The sequence below is a fragment of the Sphingobium sp. WR1 genome, from assembly GCF_059693745.1.
In genome coordinates this window covers 23,406-40,761 of record NZ_JCATID010000034.1, presented here as the reverse complement: position 1 = coordinate 40,761, position 17,356 = coordinate 23,406, and the positions used below count along the sequence as shown (strand labels likewise).

Annotated in this window: 12 protein-coding genes and 1 pseudogene; 5 read left to right on the top strand and 8 right to left on the bottom strand. The window is 65.7% G+C overall.

The annotated features are described in order from the left end of the window. Positions 1–256: 256 nt before the first annotated feature. Positions 257–2,437, bottom strand: a complete 2,181-nt coding sequence (locus AC58EF_RS25350; protein WP_497279255.1) for a TonB-dependent receptor — start codon at positions 2,435–2,437, stop codon at positions 257–259. 204 nt (positions 2,438–2,641) lie between these two features. Between AC58EF_RS25350 and AC58EF_RS25345 the strand changes: the two genes are divergently transcribed. Then, on the top strand, positions 2,642–3,424 hold the full coding sequence (locus tag AC58EF_RS25345; protein WP_497279254.1) for a helix-turn-helix transcriptional regulator: 783 nt from the start codon (positions 2,642–2,644) through the stop codon (positions 3,422–3,424). A 106-nt stretch (positions 3,425–3,530) separates the two neighbouring features. On the opposite strand, the gene AC58EF_RS25340 is transcribed toward AC58EF_RS25345, so the two are convergent. The 6 genes from AC58EF_RS25340 to AC58EF_RS25315 are packed head-to-tail and all read right to left on the bottom strand — an operon-like array spanning position 3,531 to position 13,073. Further along, positions 3,531–5,330, bottom strand: coding sequence for a M14 family metallopeptidase (locus tag AC58EF_RS25340; RefSeq protein ID WP_497279253.1), 1,800 nt, complete (start codon positions 5,328–5,330; stop codon positions 3,531–3,533). A gap of 43 nt (positions 5,331–5,373) precedes the next feature. Continuing rightward, positions 5,374–7,305 carry a TonB-dependent receptor domain-containing protein gene (locus AC58EF_RS25335; protein WP_497279251.1) on the bottom strand — a complete coding sequence of 644 codons (1,932 nt, stop codon included), beginning with the start codon at positions 7,303–7,305 and terminating at the stop codon, positions 5,374–5,376. Between the two features lies 1 nt (position 7,306). After that, on the bottom strand, positions 7,307–8,590 hold the full coding sequence (locus tag AC58EF_RS25330) for a DUF3526 domain-containing protein (RefSeq protein WP_497279250.1): 1,284 nt from the start codon (positions 8,588–8,590) through the stop codon (positions 7,307–7,309). Beyond that, complete coding sequence (locus AC58EF_RS25325; protein ID WP_497279249.1) at positions 8,587–10,026, bottom strand: ABC transporter permease; 1,440 nt, start codon at positions 10,024–10,026, stop codon at positions 8,587–8,589. Before AC58EF_RS25325 ends, AC58EF_RS25330 begins: the two co-directional genes overlap by 4 nt. Then, positions 10,023–10,760, bottom strand: coding sequence for an ABC transporter ATP-binding protein (locus AC58EF_RS25320; protein WP_497279248.1), 738 nt, complete (start codon positions 10,758–10,760; stop codon positions 10,023–10,025). Before AC58EF_RS25320 ends, AC58EF_RS25325 begins: the two co-directional genes overlap by 4 nt. Before the next feature lie 48 nt (positions 10,761–10,808). Beyond that, complete coding sequence (locus AC58EF_RS25315) at positions 10,809–13,073, bottom strand: TonB-dependent siderophore receptor (RefSeq protein ID WP_497279247.1); 2,265 nt, start codon at positions 13,071–13,073, stop codon at positions 10,809–10,811. On the opposite strand from AC58EF_RS25315, the gene AC58EF_RS25310 reads away from it, so the two are divergent. The 3 genes and pseudogenes from AC58EF_RS25310 to AC58EF_RS25300 form a co-directional block, all read left to right on the top strand. Then, positions 13,036–13,215 (top strand): hypothetical protein, encoded by a 180-nt coding sequence (locus AC58EF_RS25310; protein WP_497279246.1) that lies wholly within the window; start codon positions 13,036–13,038, stop codon positions 13,213–13,215. The two genes, AC58EF_RS25315 and AC58EF_RS25310, sit on opposite strands and share 38 nt — an antisense overlap. A 168-nt stretch (positions 13,216–13,383) precedes the next feature. After that, the gene (locus AC58EF_RS25305; RefSeq protein ID WP_497279244.1) at positions 13,384–13,689 is read left to right on the top strand and encodes a hypothetical protein; all 306 of its coding nucleotides are present in this window, start codon (positions 13,384–13,386) and stop codon (positions 13,687–13,689) included. Next, positions 13,686–14,003, top strand: a pseudogene (locus tag AC58EF_RS25300) (3-hydroxyacyl-CoA dehydrogenase NAD-binding domain-containing protein); the annotation flags it as partial. The gene AC58EF_RS25305 and the pseudogene AC58EF_RS25300, both read left to right, overlap by 4 nt. A 16-nt stretch (positions 14,004–14,019) precedes the next feature. On the opposite strand, the gene AC58EF_RS25295 reads toward AC58EF_RS25300, so the two are convergent. Continuing rightward, a complete protein-coding gene (locus AC58EF_RS25295) occupies positions 14,020–14,745 on the bottom strand; it encodes a TetR/AcrR family transcriptional regulator (RefSeq protein WP_497279256.1) in 726 nt (241 codons plus the stop codon). Between the two features lie 143 nt (positions 14,746–14,888). Here AC58EF_RS25295 and AC58EF_RS25290 point away from each other — a divergent pair, with 143 nt between their 5' ends. Continuing rightward, a complete protein-coding gene (locus AC58EF_RS25290) occupies positions 14,889–17,129 on the top strand; it encodes an arylsulfatase (RefSeq protein WP_497279243.1) in 2,241 nt (746 codons plus the stop codon). Positions 17,130–17,356 lie beyond the last annotated feature (227 nt).

Sequence of the window (17,356 nt, the reverse complement as noted above, 5' to 3'; positions counted from 1 at the left end):
GCGACCCGGGATCGGTAGCCCGGGCAAGCAGCACGGCATCGGTGATCGATGCCGAGTCTGCCTCCTGGACTCATTTCTCCCCGTAGTAGGTTCCGAAGTATTTCACGGGCGACCAGGTCGGAAGGGTCGCGGGGAACCTCGGCGAGAGATCGCCATAGCCGTTCACTGCGCATGGGCGGATCCCACAAGTTGTCGCAAGACGATGAAACAAAGGTATGATCGTTCCCGCACGAGGGAGACTAGCCTGTTCGGCCTGCTAGAAGCGCCGCTCGATCTCCAGCCCCACGATCCGCGGCGCCTCGAGCGAGCCATAGACGTTGCCGTCCCTCCCGAACGTCAGGTTCTCGAACCCGAGGCCGCCCATCCGCCGTTCGTCGGTGAGATTGTCGGCGAACAACCGCGCGGTCCAGCCGTCCTTATCGTAGCCGAGCTGCACGTCGATCGTCGTCGTCGCCCCCTGGGTGCGATAGCTGCGCTCGTCGAGCGCCATCGCGCCGGTGAAGTTCACCGCGGCACGCGCGAAGAGCCCGCTCGAATGGGCGTAGCGGGCGGTGAGGTTGGCATCATATTCGGGCACCAGCTTCACGCGATTCCCGGCCAGGTTCTCGGTGCCGTTGAAGAGATAGCGATAGACCGAATCCGCATAGCCGAAGCTCCCCGACAGGCTGAGCGCTTCGGTTGGGTGCCAGCTCGCTTCGATCTCGACGCCGCGGCTGCGCACCGAGGCGGACGAGCCGATGAAGTCGGACGAGACCGGGCGGCCGTTCGCGTCGGTCAGGACGCGGATTTCCTGCCAATTGTCGGAGTCGATCTGAAAGATTGCGCCGCTGCCGCGCAGCTTCCCGTCGGTCGAGCGCAGCCGAAAGCCGATCTCGTAGCTCCACATCGATTCCGAACGATAGCGAAGCACGTCCGGATCGGAGATGCCCTCCTGCGTCGCCGCCAGGTTGAACCCGCCTGGGATGTTCCCCTTGGCGACGGTCGCGTAGAAGGTCGCGTCGTCCGAGGGCTCCCAGGTTGCTGAGAAACGCGGCAGCACCGCCTCGTCCGAGGCCTTGAGCCGCGCGTTGGTGTAGTAGAGGATCGACCCGCCGCCGAGATCGAGCTGGCCCGCCCGCTGGGTGGCGTCCTGGCTGGTGCGGTCGTAGCGCAGGCCCGCGCTCAGCGTCACCTTGGACAGGAAGGGCAGCTTCCACCGCGCCGACCCGAACGCCGAGACGCTCTCGATCGTGCGTGTCTGCACCGGCGCCGCGATATAGGAGTCCATTGTCCCGGGCCCGACAAAGGTCGATTTCTGATTGTCCTTGGTGTCGCGGAACCAGGCGAGGCCACCGATAACGCTCAGCGGCCGCGCCTGGTCGCTCGAATAGCGCAGCTCCGCATTCCAGACGCGTTCGTCATTGGCGTCGCGCCCGGCCGCGATCGGCAGCGCGGTGAAATCGAAGTCGAGCCCGCGCGAATCCGACTTGTCGCGGCGATAGGAGAGCGCCGCGTCGATCGTGCCGGTGCCCAACTGCTGAGTCGCGCTCAGGCCCAGCACATATTCGGTCTCGTCGGTGCGCTTGGGCGCGTCATGGAAATAGCGGCTCCTCCCCAAGCGCTGCCCGCCGTTGAGCGCGCCATAGGTGCGATCGTAGAGCTCGACGTCGAGGGGGAAGAAGTCGTTGTCGAACAGCCCGGGCGCGTTGATGTCGAGGACATAGGCGGTGGCGTTGATGGTCGTGTCCGCGCTCGGCGTCCAGCGCAGCTTGGAGTGGACAAACAGCTCGCCGATCTGGCCGGGCTCGGTCACGCCCGGCGTGCGGTTGCGCATCCACGTCGCCTCGTCGCTGTACTTGACCGCGAGCGATGCCGACAGCCGATCGTCGACCAGCGGCTCGCTGATATAGCCTTCGAGCGCATAGCCGCCCGCGCCGCTATAGAGGCTGCCGGTCGCGCGCAGCTCGCGCTCGGGCCGGTCCGCCGGATTGCGCGTGCGGATCACGATCAGCCCGGATTCGCTGTTGGCGCCGTAGAGCGTGCCCTGCGGCCCGCGCAGCACCTCGATCGAGTCGACCTGGCTCAGCACCGCGTTGGTCAGCTCGCGGAACGGGATGCCGTCGATGTAGACCGCGGCGCGGTTGACGATGAACGGGTTGGATTCGACGCCGCGGATCGTGATAAACACGTTGCCGAGCTGGCCGCCCTGATTGAACTGGACATTGGGAACGAGGTCGTCGAGCTGGCTGAAATCCCGCAGCCGCGCCTCGTCGATCGCCTTGGCGTCGAGCACGGTCACCGCCGTGTCGCTGTCCTGCAGCGTGCCCTGGCGCTTCTGGCCGGTGACGACGATCTCGCCTTCCTGGCCGCGCGCCGCCTCCCGCTCTTGCGCAACCGCCGGAACCGTCCCGGCCGCCAGCATGCCGGCAAGCGCCGGTCCCCAGTAGATGCTCTTCACCGATGCCCCTTTTTGCTTGCTCCGTCGACCGCGGGATATAATGTCACATGGCCGATAACCGCTCCGATCCGGGACGGTTCGGCTCCGATCGAAGGGAACCTTCCTCTGCGACCCGCCAGCTTCCGCAATGCGTCTGATTTCGCGCGGTCCGTCGATCCCGAGCGGGGATTCCATGCCGCCAATCCGAGCGGCTCGCTGTTCGTGATGCAGTCGGATTTTGCCGCCTATGAGGGGCCGGTTTATGCGACGAGCTATTTGCGCATCGGGCTCGCGACGGCGGGCGGCGGCGCCTATTCTCAGCGCACCGACGCGGGGCGGATCGAGGCCGAGTGGCGTCCGGGCCTGCTCACCATCGTGCCTCCCAACCTCTCCGGGGAGGGCCGCTGCGCTCCGCTCAACATGGTTGGCCTTGCGATCGATCTCGACCGCTGGACGAGAGCGCGTGCAAGACCCGATTCCGACCAACTGTTCGCGCTCGCAGGTATGCTTCACAACGACGAGGCGATCGCATCGGTGCTGGTGGCGCTGCGCCACGGTGCGGAATTTCACGGATGCTCGACCCTGTTCTTCGAGCATGGCGTTGAGCTTGTGCTCGGAAGGATCGCAGCGCTTTCGGGAGCGCCGGTGCCGGGCCGACCGCACAAGCTCGATCGGGCAAGGCTCGACAAGGTATTCGAGTTCATCGAGGAGCGACTCGCCGACGACCTCACCGTCTCAGAGATGGCGACCGTCGCCCATTACGAGGCGAGCGGCTTCACGCGTGCGTTCCGGCAGGCGACCGGTTCCACACCGTTCGCTTATCTCACGGCGCGGCGCATGGAGCGCGCGGCGCTGCTGCTTGAGGCCGGTGAACCGGTGACCCGGACGGCGCTCGCAGTCGGCTATGCCAATGCCAGCAAGTTCGCCGCCGCCTTCCAGCGACGGATGGGCATCACGCCGCGCCGATGGTACGCGCTGCGACCTGTCGGGAAGACTATCATCGACTAAAAGAGTGTAGTCGATCCTGATATCAGACGGACAGCGAACAAGCGCGGCACATGCGTTTTTATCTCCCGCTCTCTAATCGGGCAGCACGACCAGTATGCTCTCAAACCTAAGGTTCGCGGCGGATCGGGTATGTGAGGTAGTACGGGCTGCGATCGGGCAGACGCTCGGTGAGCCATGCTAGACGCGCTGCGGCATCCGCCGCGAACGCAGGCTCGGCGATCAGCTTTGCCTCGAATGCGGATCTGACCGAGGCGTCCTGCGCGAGAAACGCTTCTGCCAGCGGCGCGCGGACGAAATCCTCGGCGCCGGGCGCGGGCGAAAGCATCTCCGGAAAGAAGCCCCAGGCAAGAAAGGAATCCGGCGCTTCCGGTTCCAGCAGCGCGGCCGCCAAAAGGCCGAGCGGTTGGTCCGAAGGCACGCGGATCGTGCCGGCGGGCAGCGTCTCCGAGACGCTCCCGTGCTCGAACGAAGCTTTGAGTGGCGATCGGCCGTCCTGCGCGCGCTGCACGGCAGGATCGCGCAATCGCACGCGGTCGAGGGTCAGCGTGCGCGGCGCCTCCAGAATCTCGAAGCGAATGCCGTGGAGACGCAGGCGGTCGATGACTTCCTTCTGTTCCTGCGGCACCCACCAGGCTTGGGGCAGCGTCACGGTCTCCACCGGCTCCTGGCCGATGATCGGCATACGGAACGTCACCGGCCTGCCCGTCCAGCGTTGTTCCAGCCGGCCGGTCGCCGGTGAGCGATAGCTGTCGAACGCGACGCCCCTGAAATTATCGACCCAGCCGATCGGCTGCGCCGCCGGCTTCCAGCGGGTCAGCATCGTGGCGGGCCGGCTGGCCCTGTCCCGCACCTTCGCCGCGACGATCCGGTCGCGGTCTTGCGCCGCCAGCTTCAAGGCAGCCTCCAGGAGCACATAGGTTCCCAGCACGCGCTGGCGATAGGGCTTGAGCATATGGTTCTCGACCAGCACGGTCGGCACGCCGATGAAGTCGCCATAGCCGGTGGAGTAGCGCGGCCCTTCGGGCGCCTGGCGGATGCCCTTCTCCGGTACGCGCGTGTCGATCGGACTGGGATAGATGGCGGGCAAGTGCCCTTCGCGTTCGAGCGCGTCGGTAACCTCCGGGCCGAAGCGGCTCATCAGCCAGTCGGCAGTGGCACGATGATAGGCATAGCGTCCCCAGCCGGCATAAGTGAAGGTGGTGTCGTACTGCATGTCGAAGCCGTCGCTGACGTGGCAGTCGATGTAGAGGATCGGATCGAGCCGCTGCAGCAGCGCGATCATCGCGCGCGTTTCGGGCGCGTCCGCCTTGGCATAGTCGCGATTCAGGTTAATATTGCGTGCATTGCCGACATAGCCCTTCTCCTGGGGTCCGCGGAGAGCAGGGAAGTTCCAGCGGCTCATCCGCTCGTGGCCGTCGATGTTGTAGATCGGCACGAACACCAGATCGACCTGGTCGAGGAGCGAGTCCTTGCCGCGCAGCGCGATGTCGCGCAGCAGCATCAAGCCAGCGTCCTTGCCGTCGATTTCACCCGCATGGATACCGGCCTGCACCAGAACGACCGGCTTGTCCGAGCGTCCTTTCCTCGCGCGGACCATCAGCAGCTCGCCTCCCTCCCCGGTATGCCCGAAGGTCTCGAGGGATATGAGCGGCGAAGCCGCGTCCAGCCGCTCAAGCCACGCCCGCGTTTCGGCATAGGCCGGGGTCGTGGCGAAGCTCGCGCGCTCGGCAGGGGTGATCCACGGATCGCTTTCGGCGACGATCAGGCGCTCGCTCGCGCCGGACCAGGGCAATGCGGGCGGCAGCACCGCTGCGGGCAGTTCGGCAAGCGGCACGGAAGATTGCGCCACGGCGATCGATGGAACAAGAACGGACGCGGCCGCAGCCGTCAAATGCAACAAGCGCATGATATCTCCCTCAGAGGCTGGAAACGCGGACCGCTCGTCTGGCCTATAAGTCGGCCGCCAGGAAAAGCAGCGCGCGCCGTTTGTCGGTCAGCCCGTAGCTGTTGCTGCCGACGACGTTCCACGCGAAGGTGTTCGTCACGTTCGCGACCTGGAAGCGCAGCGTCGCCGGCGCGTCGCCGATCCTGAATCGGTAGCGTACGCCGAAATCGATCAGCGTGTAGCTCGGCACGAACACGAGGTTGTCACGCGAGGCGGCGCGGCGCCCGAAGTTGGCGATCGCGCCGTCGATGGAAAAGCCTGGCAGGAAGCCGGGTCGCCATTCGGCGTTGGCGCGCAGCACGCGCGCCGGCTGATTGAGCGGGATCTCGCCGACGCGGCCCAGCTCGACCCCTTGCCCGGTCACGCGCGGCCGCATGAGCACCGCGCCGGCGATCAGGCTGACGCTGTCGATCGGGTTTCCCGCCAGGCTGATTTCCGCGCCGCGGTGACGGACGTCGCCAAGAATGGTGAAGACGTTCGCTTCGTCGGTGTTGAAGTACGGCTTGCGCACGTCGAACACCCCAGCGACCAGCTTCATCCGCTTGTTGAGCGTCCAGCGAATGCCCGCGTCGGCCTGGCTCGTCCGGATCGCCGGCAACGCCTCATTGCGGTTCGCGGCGTTGATCGGCGCAATCCCACTCTCCTCGAGACCGCGCGTGTAGCCGGCATAGATCGCCAACCCCTCGGAGAGAAAGACTGCTGCGGCGACATTGAACAGCCACGGCCGGTCGCGCCGTTCGGCATTCGGCGCTGCGCCGGGCAGATCGACGGTCTTGCGATAAACGGTTCGCTGCACGCCGAGGCTGAGCTCGCCGACGTTGCGCCAGCGTCCCTCGTAAGCGACGCCGAAGGTCGCCTGCCGCACCCGGTCCTGCGTCTGCTCCCCAAACAGGAACGACGCGGGCTCGGGTACCGGCACCGGATCGCCGAGCCGCCGCGGTCCGAGATCGAGCGCGGGCGCGCCGCCGCCATAGCGGCTGTCGAGCTGACGCGCGCGCACCGATGTGTGCAGCGTGTGGAGCCGGGGTCCGTCCCTGAAACTCCGGCTGACCCGAAGCTCGCCGCTGGTCGAAGCGTAACGCTGTCCAGGATCCGCGATGACCTGTTCGGTCGTGATGCCGTCGCGGGTGGTGCCGACGAACAGCTCGGCGAAGTTCTGCAGGTTTTCAGCCGAGGAGCGGAAGATGCCTCCCGACACCGCCCAGCTCTCGCCGATCCGCGCCTTGAGGATCGTGCCGGCGTTGATGCTGCGACTGTTCCGGAACGCCCATTGCTGGCCGAAATAGCGGCGCCGTGGCGCTGGCGGCGGCTCGAACGCGCCGGCCGCGATGATGGTCGGCGCGACCTGCTCGTCTCTGCCGATCGACATCGACCAGAAGGGGATGACTTCGACACCGTCGCTCGGTCGCCAGCGCGAGATAACGGCGAAGCGGCTATAGTGCGCGTCCGAGCCGTCATAATATTCCTCGTGCGCGTAGGACGCGCTCAGCGCGACGCCCAGCCGCCGACCATCGATCGGCAATTGCGCATCGACCTCGATGGACGGCGCGCCATAGGCGAGGCTTCCCGCCAGAACGCTCACCAGTCGCTTGTCGCCGACGGGGCGCAGGCGATAGTCGACGATGCCAGTCGGCGCCGGAAACGGGTAACTCTGCGCGCTCAGGCCGACGCGGATGGTCGAGCCTTCCACGAGCCGCTGCGAGATCACGCCCTGCCGGTCGATATAGACGCCTTCGATCCGCACATTGCCGGCGGTCACCGGCGAGAAGCCGCGCACCTGGCTTGGCGAGTAGAGACCGATGCTCTCGTTACCAACCGACGAGCCGAACGCGTCCTCGGCCTCCGTCACTGCATTGTCGTTCGCGCGCTGGGCCTCGGCGGGTGAGGCGATCGCGATCGCGCCGCAGGAGGCGAAGGCTGCGCAGCTCAGCCGCACGTCAGGTCCCTCCGTTCCGCGCTCCGGCGCAGGGGGTGTCCGCGAACTTCGGCGCACGGGCGAAATCCGCCTTCCCGAACGGGCGGTCGCGGAAGAGATAGCCGTAGTAGAAGGTCCGGATGCGCTTGTGGAACGCGCGGACACAATCCTGATAGGCAAGCTGAGCCGACAGATCGGTGCCGGCGAGCCGCGTGAGCAGCGCCTGCACGCCAACCGACGGCAGCACCCAGCCAAACGCCCGGCCGGCGGCATCACGCGCCTCGAGCCCTTGGCGATAGGTGTGGACCTGCTCTGCCACGCTCTCGTCGCCATTCTGATGGAAAGCGAGATACCATTTGTAATGGAACGCATGGCCGAGCGGGGCCGAATCCGCCCACTCGGGATGATTGGCGTAAAAGCGCCGCATCGTGTCGTTGCGCGGAATGTCCCAGGCCCGGTTCACCGCCTCGCGTTGCGCGAGCGCGATCTCCGCGCCCTGGTTCACCGGAATCGCCTGATTGATCGCGACATTGGCGAGCGTGGGGACGATCAGCACCAGCACCAGCCACGCCGCCGCGAGCGTCGCCGCGTTGGCGACCGAGCTCCAGTGCAGGCGCCCGACCAGCGCGGCGAGCACGATCCAAAACAAGGCGTAGGCGGCGATCAGCACCAGCACGATCGCCATCGTGCCCATCGCGACTCCCTCCAGCCAGGCGGCAAGCAGGAAGGGAACGCCGAGCACCAGCCAGAGCAGCGCGAAGCGAAGCAATGTCCTGCGCCGCCAGAGCGCGCGCCCTCCCCTCGGCAGCGCGTCGAGCGCACGCTGCCGGCCTGCCTCGCGTTCGCCCGAGACGAGATCATGGAACAGCGCGATGACGAACAGCGGCGCCAGAAACACCAGCACGAAGGCGAAGTCGAACCGTCCCGGCAACGCCAGCTCGGGATTGAAGGTGTCGCCGTCGTAGATCTGCGCCTCCAGCCCGAGCGCGCGCACACGCAGGATATAGGGCGACACGTCGCGCATCCCGAGCGCCGCGAAGGCGAGCGGCGCAGGCGCGTCCCAGGTCGGATGGAAGCTGTAATAGGCGGCGCTGCCGGCATCCTTGGACTTGTCGATCCAAGCGGCAATCGCGTTGATGTCCTCGGCCTGGGCCGCAGGAATGGCGGCGATCGCAGCGCGCTGGCGAGCGACCTCGGTCATGCCGGCCGCCAATGCGGCAATAGTGAGCAATCCGAGGAGCGCCAGCGCGATCACGGTCAGGCGCTGACGGAGCAGCAGGCGGAGTTCGTGGGCAATGAGGCTCATCGGCGGGCTCCCAGGCGGCGGGTGGCGATCATGAGCAGCAGGGCCGCTACAGCCAGCCAGGCGAGAATGATCGCGAGGCCCGGCAAGGCGCCTCGCGCGAGATCGGCTCCCCGGGGCGCTTTGAACGCGAAGTCCGGCATCGCGGTCCAATTGCGCGCCGCGACGCGCTTGCGGCGGTCCGCACCGGCATCCTCCGCCGTATCGTCCGCATAGCTGACATTGTCGGCCTGCAGCTTGTTGAGCCGCTGAACCAGATCGTAGCGATAGGCCTCGGCCTGTTCGAGGAACCGCCGGTGCCCGGCGAAGTCGGTCCCCGCCGCCGCCATCGACAGCGAACGGATCGCGATGGCGGGGCTGAGCAGGCCCGCCGTTTCGATCAATGCGTTCTGCCGCTCCTGGGCCGTGTAGCTCTCGCCGGCATAGCGGTTGAACAGCTCGGAGGTCATCCGCTCGCCTTCGAGGCCCAGGATGCCCTTGTAGTTGACGGGCAAGTCCTCGACCCGCGTGACGCCATAGCGGTCGAGCACCGACTGCTTGAACTGCGCGAAGTGCGGATCGTCGGGATTGTGGCTGTCGCCCATCTGCCTCAGGTCGCGGGCAATCGCGATGTCGGTCTGCAGCCGGTTCTGGAGCGGAACGGCCGCGTTGGCGACATCGGGCGCGACACGTGGCAGAAGCACCACCACGACTGCCCACAACGCCACCAGCGCGAGCAGTGCGTCGCGGCTGCGGCGGACCAGCGCCGACACGAGCAGGATGACGACCACCCACAGTGCCAGATAGGCGAAATAGCCGAGCGCGATGGTCAGCATCGGCAGGGCGAGCGCGCCGGGCTGGCCGGCGATGAGGACGAAGCCGATCATCGCCGGCAAGCCGGCCAGCAGCGCCACCGTGCCCAGCGCCAGAAGCTTGCCGCGCACCAGCTGCCCGCGGCCAACCCCCTGCAGCATCAGGAGGCGCAGCGTGCCGCGCTCGGTCTCCCGCGCGAGCGCGCCATAACCGAGGAAGATCAGCAGCAGCGGTGCTACGACCTGCAGCACAAAGGCCGGGGTCAGTTGGCCGAACCGCACGAGCAGCGAACTCTGCCGAACGTCACCGAAATTGGCCGTATTTTGCCGGTGGCCCTCCAGGAACATGCTGTTTCCGGTGAACGCATCGACGCCGGGGTCGAACGCCGCGAGTGGCCCCAGCGGACGAAAGATGAAGGTGCCGTAGTGGACCACACGATGCGGGTGCCGGTCCGGCTGTGCGTCGAAAGCAGCGTCCGCTACGTGCGCGTGCCGGGCGCGCAGCTCGGCGATGCCGCGCTGGTGCGACCAGCTGCTCGCGACCGCAACAAGCGTCAGCAGCACAAGCAGGACGAACGCGATCAGGGCGACGCGGTTGCGCGTCATCAGCCGAAGCTCGTCGCGCGCGATGAGGCGGGTCGCGCTCATGCTGCGAGCGGCTCCCCGCCGACCTGGAAACGGGCATGAAACGCACGCACGTCGAACCGTTCGGGGCCGCTGGCTGCGACCTCGTCGGTAACGCGCCCGTTTTCGAGAAAGGCGATCCGGTCGGCCACGTCGGCGGCGGAGAGCAGGTCGTGCGTCACCATCAGCACCGCGGTGCCGCGATCACGCACCTGCGCGACCAGCGCGTTGAAGTCCGCCGTCGCCCGCGGATCGAGGCCGGAGGTCGGCTCATCGAGCAGCAGCACCGGCACCCGGCGCAGCAATGCAACCGCGATCGCCACCTTCTGCCGCATGCCCTTCGAGAAGCCGCCGAGCCGCTGATCCCACGCTCCCTCCTGCAGACCGGCCGCCGCGAACGCCTCGGTGATGCCGCTCCGCGCATGCCGCTCGCCCGAAAGCGCGAGCAGATACTCGGCATTTTCCGTGGCGCTCAGATGCTCGTAGAGCGCGACATTCTCGGGCAAATAGGCGATGCGGCGGCGCGCCGCATCCGGGTCGCTCCCCGGATCGACGCCGCGCACCGAAATCGTGCCCGATTGGGCGCGCACGAAGCCGAGCAGTGCTGCAAGCGTGGTCGACTTGCCGGCCCCGTTCCCGCCGAGCAACGCGGTGATGCTGCCCGCCGGAACGGAAAGCGTGAGACCGCGCAGGACTTCCTGCGCGCCATAAGCGAAAGACACATCCTGCAGCAGGACGGAGGCTTGATCTTGGGGCATCGTGATCTCCAAATCAGGTTTCATGTGGGCTGGTCTCCCGCGCTTCCGTCAGAGCCGCAGCTTCAAGGTCGCGAGCGCAATGCGGGGAGCCCCTGGCATCACCCACAGCCGGGCATAGGAATTGACGAAATAGGTCTCGTCGAAGAGGTTGTTGACGACCACCGATGCTTCGACATTGTCGGTCAGCGCATAGGAGCCGAACAGACGCACGGTGGTGTAGGCAGGAAGCTCAAACGCCGTTCCCACCTCGCCGAGGCGCGAGCTGACATGCAGGACCGCTGCCCCGACGTTCAATTCGCGCTCAGCGACGTTGAAGCGGCGCGAGGCCTGGGCGCTGAGCGTATGCTTCGGCACGTTGAGCAGCCGGTCGCCGGGGCTGATCGCGACGCCGTTCGCGTTCCGCGTGCCCGACACGACCTCTGCGTCGAGATAGGTGTAGGAGAGCAGCCCTTCGATCGCGCCCGGCAGCCGTCCCGCCAGCTCGAATTCGAAGCCCTGGCTCCGCGCCTCGCCGACCGCGATCGAGAAGCCCGGATTGGCGATGTCGCTCGTCAGGATGTTGCCCTTGTTCAGCCGGAAGAGCGACGCCGTCCCCGTAAGGCCGCCCATGCTCAGCTTGGCCCCAACCTCGATCGACCGAGAGGTTTCCGGATCGAACGTTTCGCCGGACACGCTCGCACCCGTGTTGGGACGAAACCCCTCGCCATAGGCCGCATAAAGGCTGATCGGTTCCGAGACTTGCCAGACCACGCCCGCCTGGGGGCTGATCCGTGATTCCGCCTGCCGAGCGACGGTCCCGTTCAACCGATTGCTGATCGATTGCGTGAATTCGTCGTACCGCGCGCCGACCCGTATCTCGAGGCGATCGCTGATCCGGATCTGGTCCTGCACATAGGCGCCCCAGGATCGCTGCGCGATCGTCCGGTCGTTGATGCGGGACAAGGGTGGCGTCGGAAAGCGGCCGTAGACGGGGTCGAATATGTCGATCTCGAAACCCTGCTGGGCGGTGGGCGAAGTCGAGAGCAACGGCGCGCGATAGCCAAGGACCAGCAGGTCGGTGTCGAATTCATCGCGGTCGGCGCCGACGATCACGCGGTGCAGACCCAGCGGGCCCTGGAAGCGACCGCTCAGCTCGACGCGATAGACGCGGTGAGCGCCGTCATAATCGCGATAGCGCACCTCGCGCGTCAGGCTGCGGCCGTCCACGAACAGGCGCTGGCGCGAGGCCGCGAGTTCAGCATCCGCCGAGGTTCCCTTGAGCTCGGTGTCGCGCAAGCCGACGCCCACCAGCAAGCTCCAGTCCGCGGAGAAATCGTGCTGGAGCGAGAACTGGTGCCCGAGCGCCGTCGCCCTGTTCGGTCCCAGGCCAGGCTCGCCGAGGAAACGGCTGGTCGGGATCACCCTCAGATTATCGCCCAGCGCGAAGACGCCGCGATCGAGCGGGATCTCCTGCCGGGTCGCCTCCAGCTCGTAGACCAGGCTGGTGTCCGGTCCGAACCGCAACGAAATGGAGGGGAACACGCCGTAGCGCTCGGACTTGATGGTATCCCGAAAACTGTCCGCCGCCTCGTAGAAGCCGACCAGCCGAACCGCCGCGAAATTGCTTGCGGGCACGTTCACGTCAGCCTCAAGCCGGCGGAAGTCGAAGCTGCCGTAGGTGCCCTCTATCTTCCCGGCAAAGCGTTCCGTAGGCCGCTTGGTCACGAGATTGATGCTGCCGCCCGGCTCGCCTCGGCCGAACAGTGCGGCATTGGGGCCTTTGAGAATCTCGATCCGCTCGATGCCGGATACGTCGCGCGGCCCCGCGAAGCCTCGCCCGGCATTGAAGCCGTTGACGAGGTAGCCGCTCGGGTTGTTCTCGTCGCCGACCAGCCCGCGGATCGCGAAGCTTTCCCAGAGCCCGCCGAAATTGTTCTGCCGGGCGACCGAGGAAGAGAGATCCAGCGCATCGGCGAGCCGCGTGATCTGCGCCTCCTCCAATCGCGCCTCGTTCAGGAGCGTGATGGACTGGGGGATATCGGCCACAGGCACGAGCCCGCGGTAGGCCTGCCGCTGACCGGTGACGAGAATGTCGCCGTCCTGAGGCGTGCTCACCTCCCGCCCCGCGGCCACGCTCGGCAGGAGTATCATTGCGATCCCCAGAGACGCCCGCGCCGCAAAATTTCCCATCTTCTCTTTCGCCCCCTTGATGCCTGCCGCGCGAGTTAATGATATACCGTATCTCGTCAAGCCCGTTTTCACGTGCGGCATACGAATGGGGCGAAAACTGCGCTCTGTGGCGCCCGACGAACGCCGCGCACTGGCGCTGTTCACCGTCGCCGCAGCGATCTTCTTTCACAACGCGCTGGGCGACCAGAATCAGTTCATCCACTTCTTCAAGAATCTCGCCATCACGCGCGGCCTGCTTCAGGTGGTTGCCTATGACACGGGGCGGCTGAGCTTCGACAAGAGCTAAGAGCGTCCTCGGCACGAATATCCGCGCAGGTCCGGAGCAGGAGCTCTGCCCCCTCCACACATGCGTCGTTGATGTGCGGCTTTTGGAAAAAACGCAGCGGATTGTTGAAAGAGAAAGTTACTGCGCTGGCCAATCTAGGACGTCGATCTTTCTGGAGATTCGATCGCGATGTCGGCGCCCACCAAATTTTCATTCGATAAATCAGAAGGTTCCGATAGCCAAGTGATCCTCACGGGAGGCCGCGTCCCCGATTGCATCGTCGGTGACGAACCACGATCACGGTCCGAAATCGTCTTCACGCATCCTATCGAAGGCATCGGCATCGCGGCCGACGTCGCCCGTGACCCCATGTTCGTGACCGACCTTGCCGGCACCGTTTGCTGCGCCTGCCTCGACGGCTTTGAGAGCCCCGCGATCATCATGATCGAGGGCAATCTCACCGGCAACGCCTGCGCCGAAATCTCATCGGCATGACGCGCCGCGGTACCCGGCGCATTTCCGATCATTTGCCTAACCGAAGGAGAACCAGCATGACTCAGTTTGATCCCAGATCGTGTCCGACCGTCGTGATCGGCGGCGGAACTCTTGGCTCGCGCATAGCGCTGATGTTCGCCAGCGGCGGCGACGTGCGGCTGTATGATCCGAAGCCCGAACAACTCGCGATCGCAAAAGGCTTCATTGACGCAGAGCTGCCGAAGCTGGTGGATGCGCAGGCCAAAGCAGGCGCCGGCACCGTTCTTTATGTCGACGACATCGAAGCCGCGGTCGCCGATGCTTGGCTTGTTCTCGAGTGTGCCGACGACGTCATGGGTGCGTTCCCAACAATCTGGTCGCCATCCGCAATCCGTCTGTCAGTAAGGTGGCACGATCGACGGTGGAGGCAGGATCGGTCGCCGTCGCGTCGTACCGCGTCAGCGCGCGCGCCACGACCAGACTGGCGCACACCATGCGTTCGTGAAACAGATCGCGCTCGACCGGTTCGGCCGCCGCGGCGATCATGTCCAGCATCAGAACGCTGACCGGCGCCTGATCGATCATCTGCATCCAGGACGTCTGCCACTCTGGCGTGTGCAGCGCCTGACCATGGAATGTGGCGTAGCTGTGCCGACCATCGTCATCGACCTGATCGATCACTGGCCAAAAGAAAGCGTGGACCAGGTCAGGGAGCGAGTCGAGCTTGCTTTGCGCGCGCACCTTGCCGAGCAGCTCACCTCGGCGCTGGTCCAGTACGGGAAGGTTGTAGCGGTATATCGCCTGAACCAACTCGGCCTTGCAGCCGAAATGATACTGGACAGCGTTGATGTTGCGATGTCCGGCGGCCGCCGCCACCTCGCGCAGCGACACGCCATTGATGCCGCGAACGGCGAACAGATGCTGCGCCGCCTTGATGATCGCAGTCGTCGATTGGACCTGTCGCATCGATGCTGCGGCCTTGGTGCCGGGAACGCGTGTGTCGGACATAGCCGGTTGTCCGTAAGCCAAAATCGATGTTCCGCAAGGCGTGTCGAAGCCGTGATGTTCAGCTGCCATCACATAGGCAGTTATAATTTAATTATGATGTTTTAATATTGCATTCAACTGTTTTCAAGCTAAGCCCCCCCGAGGGGAGGATTGCGATGCGGCATTCAAGAACGCGCCTTTTGGTTCGGAGTTGCGCCCTGGCACTGGCGATGATGGCTGCGACCTCGAGGGGGCAGGAGACGCCACTGACCTTCCGAACGCCTCCACCGCCGCCGCCGGTCGAGCAGATCCGCGCGCCGGCCGCTGCGCCGAACATCCTGGTCATCCTCGTCGATGACGCCGGTTACGGTCAATTCGGTACGTTTGGAGGCGCGGTGCCGACGCCGGCGGCTGACAAGCTGGCACGTGAGGGGCTGCGCTACACCCGTTTCCACACCGCCGGCATCTGTTCGCCGACCCGGGCGGCGCTGCTTACCGGGCGCAACGCGCACCATGTCGGCTTCGGCAATGTCGGCGAGATGGCGACGGGCCATCCGGGCTATACCGGCGTGCTGCCGGACAATGCGGCTACGGTGGCCACCCTGCTGCGGGACCGCGGCTACGCGACCGGTATGTTCGGCAAGAACCACAACACGCCCCCGCGCGAGGCTGGCCCCGCCGGGCCGTTCGGTCACTGGCCGACCGGGATGGGGTTCGATCGCTTCTACGGCTTCAACGGATGGGGGTCGGATCAGTATCATCCGACCCTGTTCGATGGTACGCGCCTGATGCCGCCTTCGCGCGATCCGAACTACACCATGAACCAGGATCTTGCCGACCATGCGATCGAGTGGATGCGCTCGGTCAAGGCGACCTCACCCGACAAGCCATTTTTTCTGTATCTGGCCCCGGGTGCGACGCACGCGCCTATCCAGGTGCCCGCCCGGTGGATCGCGCCGTTCAAGGGCCAGTTCGATGACGGCTGGGACGCCTATCGCGAGAAGACGTTTGCTCGCCAGAAGAAGCTGGGCGTCATCCCGAAGGATGCGGCGCTCACACCCCGGCCCCCTGTCGTGCCGGCGTGGAACAGTCTACCGCCCGAGCAGCAACGGATCAACGCTCGCCAGATGGAGGTGTTCGCCGGCTTCACTGCGCAGACCGATCACGAGATCGGGCGCGTGATCGATGCGGCGCGCGCACTGCCTGACGGGCAGAATACGTTGGTCCTGTACATCATCGGCGACAATGGCGCGGCACCGGATGGCGGCGTCGGCGGCAACACCAGCGAGATCGCGCAGGGCAACGGGCTGGCCAACGAAACGGCCGTCAAGACCAGCGACCTGCCCGATCTGGGTTCTGCCAGGTACGAGACGTCCATGCCCTATCCATGGGCCTGGGCGCTCAATACGCCGTTTCAGTATTATAAGCACGTCGCCTCCCATCTCGGCGGCATCCGCAATCCGCTGATCGTGTCATGGCCGGCGCGGATCAAGGATCCGGGCGCGATCCGCGCGCAGTTCCTTGATGTGGTCGACATCGCGCCCACCCTGCTCAGTGCGGCCGGTATCGCAGCGCCGGATAGCGTGCACGGCGTCACGCAGATGCCGTTCGACGGTGTCGATGCCACGACCACCATCGACAGCGCCGCGGCCCCGGAGGTGCGGCACACCCAGGTGTTCGAGACGTGGGGCAATCGCGGCATCTACAGCGATGGCTGGTTCGCCGGCGCGCGCCTTACCGATCCTTCGATCAAAGGTGACGCGCGGCTCGCGCTCGATCCTCTCAAGACGCGTTGGGAACTCTACAATCTGGATCAGGACTACTCCCAATCGCGTGATCTTGCAGCAACAAATCCTGAAAAGGCCAAAGAACTCGAGGCGCTCTGGTGGGCGCAGGCGGCACGCAACAACATCCTGCCGCTGGACTGGCGCCAGTCCGGTCGCCCGACGACCACGCCGCCCAACAGGGGCACGCATTTCGTCTATTATCCGGGCATGGCGGGGCTGCCCGAGCAGATCGCCCCGGTGGTGCGCAACGCGTCCTGGCGGCTGGCTGCCCGTGGCACCTTCACCGCGGTGGATACGGGCGTCATCATCACGCAGGGGGGAGCGCCCGGCGGATGGGCGTTCCGGCTCGATGGTGGGATCGCCCATTTCCACTACAATCTGAACGGTGTCCGACGCTACGACGTCGTGGCGACGCGACCCATCCCGGATGGCACGCAGGTGCTGGAGATGCGCTTCGTCTATGACGGCGTGGCTGCAAAGGCGCGCGGCGCGGGCGGCACGGTGACGCTGCTGGCGGACGGCAAGGCCATCGGCAGCGGACATATCGATCGTACCCTGCCGACGATGTTCTCGCCCAACGAGACGATGGACGTCGGTGCCGATTATGGCTCGCCCGTGGCCGACTATCCTTTCCCGGCGCCGTTCACGGGTGCCCTCACCAGCGTCAGCCTGGATATTGATAAGTAAAGGTCGGTTTTTTCTTCTGAAAAAAGCACCGGACGTAAAAAACGAGGGCTGGGACATGGCCAAGCTGCGCACGAAACTGCTATCGACGGCAATGCTTGTTCTCTGCGCAACACCTGGCTGGGCGCAGGATCGTGCCTCGGCAACCGTTTCCGCGGCGGAGACGTCCGCGCCGTCCACCGAAACGGGCGCTGATACCCCGTCCGATCAAGGCGCCGACATCCGATGTC

Bases quoted from the DNA above. Each gene is read 5' to 3' on its own strand.
- AC58EF_RS25345 (WP_497279254.1), top strand. From the start codon at position 2,642: ATGCAGTCGGATTTTGCCGCCTATGAGGGGCCGGTTTATGCGACGAGC.
- AC58EF_RS25295 (WP_497279256.1), bottom strand. From the start codon at position 14,745: ATGGCAGCTGAACATCACGGCTTCGACACGCCTTGCGGAACATCGATT.
- AC58EF_RS25330 (WP_497279250.1), bottom strand. From the start codon at position 8,590: ATGAGCCTCATTGCCCACGAACTCCGCCTGCTGCTCCGTCAGCGCCTG.
- AC58EF_RS25320 (WP_497279248.1), bottom strand. From the start codon at position 10,760: ATGCCCCAAGATCAAGCCTCCGTCCTGCTGCAGGATGTGTCTTTCGCT.
- AC58EF_RS25305 (WP_497279244.1), top strand. From the start codon at position 13,384: ATGTCGGCGCCCACCAAATTTTCATTCGATAAATCAGAAGGTTCCGAT.
- AC58EF_RS25325 (WP_497279249.1), bottom strand. From the start codon at position 10,026: ATGAGCGCGACCCGCCTCATCGCGCGCGACGAGCTTCGGCTGATGACG.
- AC58EF_RS25340 (WP_497279253.1), bottom strand. From the start codon at position 5,330: ATGCGCTTGTTGCATTTGACGGCTGCGGCCGCGTCCGTTCTTGTTCCA.
- AC58EF_RS25290 (WP_497279243.1), top strand. From the start codon at position 14,889: ATGGCTGCGACCTCGAGGGGGCAGGAGACGCCACTGACCTTCCGAACG.